A 4,682-nucleotide genomic window follows, 5' to 3' on the forward strand; every position below is an offset into this window, starting at 1 on the left:
TTCGCCCTTCCAAACCCGGCCTCGCACGTCTGTAACGATGTTACATTGGCCACCGTAGCGGCTGACCCGCGGATTCGAGGGAGTAATCGTGTTCGACCTGAAAATCGTCGGCGGGACCGTGGTGGACGGCACCGGTGCGGATCGGTATGACGCCGATGTGGCGGTCAAGGACGGCAAGATCGTCGAGGTGCGTCGGCGTGGGCCGGGTTCGACACCGCTGGAGGGCGAGGCCGCCGAGACCATCGACGCCACCGGCAAGGTCGTTGCGCCCGGTTTCGTCGACATCCATACCCACTACGACGGCCAGGTCAGTTGGGACAGTGTGCTGGAACCGTCCAGCAATCACGGCGTCACGACCGTCGTCGCCGGCAACTGTGGCGTCGGGTTCGCGCCGGTGCGCCCCGGCAGCGAAAAGTGGCTCATCGAGTTGATGGAGGGGGTCGAGGACATCCCGGGAACCGCCCTGGCCGAAGGGATCACCTGGGGCTGGGAGAGCTACCCGGAGTATCTCGACGTGATCGGCAAGCGTGAATTGACTGTGGACATGGGCAGCCAGATCGCGCACGGCAGCATCCGCGCGTATGCGATGGGTGAGCGTGGCGCGCGTAACGAGCCCGCAACCGCCGAGGACATTGCGGCGATGAGTCGGTTGGTGACCGAAGCGGTGGAGGCCGGCGCGCTGGGCTTCTCGTCGTCGCGCACGCTGGCGCACCGCGCGATGGACGGCGAACCGGTCCCGGGCACGTTCGCGGCCGAAGACGAACTGTTCGCACTGGGGCGGGCAATGGCCGCCGGCGGCGGTGCGGTGTTCGAGTTGGCGCCGCAGGGCGCGGCCGGCGAGGACATCGTCGCACCGAAGAAGGAGCTGGAGTGGATGCGGCGGCTCGGCGAGGAGATCGACAGCGCGCTGAGCTTCGCGCTGATCCAGGTGGACGCCGACCCCAATCTGTGGCGCGAGCAACTCGAGATGTCGGCGGCCGCGCACGAGGCCGGCAGCCGGCTGCACCCGCAGGTCGCGGCGCGCCCGTTCGGGATGCTGCTCGGCTTTCCCGGCCACCACGCCTTCACCCACCGTCCCACCTACCGGCGGATCAAGGCCGAATGCACCCGCGAGGAACTCGCCGCCCGGCTGGCCGAACCCGCGCTGCGCGCGGCCATCCTGGCCGAGGAGGACCTACCGATCGACCCGGATGTGTTGTTCGACGGGATGTTTGCCTTCGCCCAGTACTCGGTGGACCGGCTCTACGCCATCGGTGAGCCCCCCGACTACGAACCCACCGCCGAGCGCACGGTGGCGGCGATCGCCCGTGAGCGCGGCCAAGACCCACTGGCCACGATGTATGACCTGATGCTGGAAGGCGGCGCCGGCTCGATGCTGATGCTGCCGATGTTCAACTATTCCGACGGCAACCACGACGCGATCCGCGAGATGATGACCCACCCCGCCGGGGTGCTCGGGCTGTCCGATGGTGGGGCGCACTGCAGCATGATCTGCGACGCGTCGTATCCGACGTTCCTGCTGACCCATTGGGCCCGCGACCGGCACCGCGGCGCCAAGCTGCCGCTGGAGTATGTGGTGCGCAAGCAATCCCACGACACCGCGCAACTGTTCGGGCTCACCGACCGGGGCGTCGTCGAGGTCGGCAAGAAGGCCGACCTCAACGTGATCGACCTGGATGCGCTGACATTGCACGCTCCGCGGATGGCGTTCGACCTGCCCGCCGGCGGGCATCGGCTGGTCCAGGGTGCCTCCGGCTATGCCGCCACGATCGTCAGTGGTGTGGTCACCCGCCGCGACGGCGTCGACACCGGCGCCCGTCCGGGCCGGCTGGTTCGGGGCACGCGCTGATTCGCTATTGCTCGCCCAGGCCCATCATGTCGGTGACACCGTGATCGCGCCCCGCGGTGTAGCCGCCGTCCACCGCGATGGCTTGTCCGCTGACGAAGCTGGCGTCCGGCGAGAGCAGGAACGCGGCGACTGCAGCGATTTCGCCGGCGCGGCCGAACCGGCGCAGCTTGTGTTCGTGGCGCAGACCGTCGCGGGCCTGCTCCATACCGGCGATGCCGACCACCGAGTCGAACATCGGTGTCTGGATGAAGCCCGGGCAGATGGCGTTGGCGCGGATTCCGCTGGGGCCGTAGTCGATCGCGATGTTTTTGGTCAGCAGCACCACACCGCCCTTGGATGCGTTGTACGAGCTGCCGCCGGCGGTGCCCTCCAATCCCTCGATGCTGGCGAGGTTGACCAGCGCGCCGCGCTCACCGCCGGCCCGGTCCTGTTCCAGCATCTGGTTCAGCGCGGCCCGGGTGACCACGAAGGTGCCCTTGAGGTTGATGTCGACCACCCGGTCCCACTCCTCGTCGGGCAGCAGGTGGATGGGCCCGCCGCCGGCCACTCCCGCGGAATGCACCACACCATCGAGGCGGCCGACGGTTGCCACGACGGCCTGCACCGCGATGCCGACCGCATCGCTGTCGAGCACATCGGCGCGCAGATAGCGGAACCGGTCGCCCGCCAGGTCAGCAGGTGCGTTGTCGGCGGTGTCGACACCCACGACTGTCGCTCCATCGGCGAGCAACCGCGCCACGGTGGCCTTGCCGATACCCGAAGCCGCGCCGGTGACCAGCACGCCTTTGCTCTCAAAGGTGTTCATTCGATGCCCTTTTCACGCAAGAAATCTAGCACCGCCAACCGTCACGTTCGGCTACCTTTTCGAGAACCGAGGACCTCCCGATGACCACGTCCGTACATGCGAATCCCGTTGAGCTGGCCCGGGGCCTGCGCGACATCGTCGCCGCCGAGGCCGCCGAGTCGGAACGCCGTCGAACTCTGACACCGCCGATTGTCGACGCAATGTGGGAGAGCGGGCTGATGACCGCCTTCAACCCCATCGTCGCCGATGGCATTGAGCCGTCGTTCGCCGACATGATTGAAACCTGGATCGAAATGGCCTGGCAGGACGGCTCGTTCGGGTGGGTCGGGATCGCCAACCTGCCCTCGTCGTTCGCGGCTGCCACCTACCTGCCGGACCAGGGATTCACCGAGGTGTTCGCCGAGCACGGTAACCGGGTGACGATGGGTGGCCAGTTCGCACCCAACGGTCAGGGTGTGGTCACCGACGGCGGATACCGGCTCACCGGCGCGTGGAACTTCGGTTCCGGCACCGGGCATTCAGCCTACATTGCAGCGGGTTTCATCCCTATGGATGACGGTGAGATGCGCTGGATCAGGGAGGGTGAGCCCGAGCTGATGATCGCGGTCCTGCCGCGCGACCAGGTGACGTTCACTGACGGGTGGTTCGTTCAGGGTCTGAAAGGCACCGGCTCCTACGACTACAACGTTGCCGACCTGTTCGTTCCCGAGCACCGAACCTTCCGGTTGTTCACCCGCGAGCCGCTGCGCGGTACGTCGGCCGCAGGCCACCTGGGCATGATGCCGGTAACAGCGGCCGGCCACGCGGCCTGGGCGCTCGGGGTGTCCAAGAGCATGCTTGATGACGTCGCCGAATTGGCCCAGACGAAGTACCGGATGTCGGACATGGCGTCGCTGGCCACCCGCGAGACCTTTCAGAACGGCCTGGCCCATCACGTCGCCGCCTGGCGGGCGGCGCGGCTGCTGGTGCTCGACACGTTCGGCACGGCCGAGGCTGCGGTGGAATCCGGCGAGGAGCTGACCCCCACGATGCGAGCCGACATGCGAGTCGCGGCGGTGTACGCCACCGGTGTGGCCAAGAACTGCGGCGAATGGGCTCACCTGGTGGCGGGCACCAGCTCGATTCGCGAGGGCAGTCGGCTGGAACGGGCCTTCCGCGACCTCTACACCGGAACGCAGCACGCATTCATCAGCGAAAAAGTGGCGATCGACTCCGCTCAGGTGTGGCTCGGCGTCATCGACGATCACTTCTCGCTGTGAGGCCGGCGTCAGCAGACGCGAGTTCCTGCCGTCCCCAACACGTCTGAGATCCCGGCCCAGGTTTCCCGGACGATGTCGGCCACCGGCATCAGGTCGACGATGCGCGACGACACCTGGCCGGTGTTGGCCACGCTGGCTTCCAGGTCGCCGTCGAAGTACAGCTCGGTGACCTTGCCCAGCAGCTTGGCGTCCGGGTCGTGAGTGGCCACCCGCGCCGCCAACCCGGTCCGCAACACCCGCATCGTGGGGTTGCCCGGGATGTCGAGCAACACGGTGCCGGCATCGTTGGCGGCCACGATCGCATCCTTGAAATTGGCGTGTACCAACGATTCCCGGCTGGCCAGCATCCGGGTGCCCATCTGCACACCCTCGGCGCCCAACACCACCGCTGCCGCCGCCGAGTGCGCATCGCACACCCCGCCGGCGGCGATCAACGGCAGCTCGACGTGTGCGGCCACCAGCGGCAGCAGCACCATCGTCGAGGCGCCGAGCATCGACTTGAACCCGCCGCCCTCCACGCCTTCGACGACGAGCGCGTCCACCCCGGCGTCGACCGACTTCAACGCGGCCTTCAGCGAACCGACGACGTGCACGACCGTCATTCCGGCGTCGTGCAGCCGCTTGGTGAACAGCGCCGGGTCCCCGGCGGAGGTGAAGACATGGCGCACTTGGGCATCGGCCAGAACGTCGACGATCGTCGGGTCGTCTTTCCAGCCCTGGATCATCAGGTTGGCTGCGACCGGTTTGTCGGTCAGCTCGCGCACCCGAT

The 4,682-nt window shown here is 67.5% G+C and carries 4 protein-coding genes; 2 read left to right on the plus strand and 2 right to left on the minus strand.

Features of this window, described 5'->3' with window-relative positions:
• Window positions 1-88: 88 nt before the first annotated feature.
• Window positions 89-1,849 (plus strand): N-acyl-D-amino-acid deacylase family protein, encoded by a 1,761-nt coding sequence (locus tag ACN269_RS32580; protein ID WP_421476849.1) that lies wholly within the window; start codon window positions 89-91, stop codon window positions 1,847-1,849.
• A gap of 4 nt (window positions 1,850-1,853) precedes the next feature.
• On the opposite strand, the gene ACN269_RS32585 is transcribed toward ACN269_RS32580, so the two are convergent.
• On the minus strand, window positions 1,854-2,654 hold the full coding sequence (locus ACN269_RS32585; RefSeq protein WP_421476851.1) for an SDR family NAD(P)-dependent oxidoreductase: 801 nt from the start codon (window positions 2,652-2,654) through the stop codon (window positions 1,854-1,856).
• A gap of 80 nt (window positions 2,655-2,734) precedes the next feature.
• Between ACN269_RS32585 and ACN269_RS32590 the strand changes: the two genes are divergently transcribed.
• A complete protein-coding gene (locus ACN269_RS32590) occupies window positions 2,735-3,913 on the plus strand; it encodes an acyl-CoA dehydrogenase family protein (RefSeq protein ID WP_421476853.1) in 1,179 nt (392 codons plus the stop codon).
• Window positions 3,914-3,921: 8 nt separating this feature from the next.
• On the opposite strand, the gene ACN269_RS32595 is transcribed toward ACN269_RS32590, so the two are convergent.
• Window positions 3,922-4,682: NAD(P)H-dependent flavin oxidoreductase (locus ACN269_RS32595; protein ID WP_421476855.1), on the minus strand; the 761-nt coding region annotated here is incomplete at its 5' end.

Source organism: Micromonospora sp. WMMD736, assembly GCF_049179015.1.
In the GTDB taxonomy this organism is placed as follows: Bacteria; Actinomycetota; Actinomycetes; order Mycobacteriales; family Micromonosporaceae; genus Micromonospora.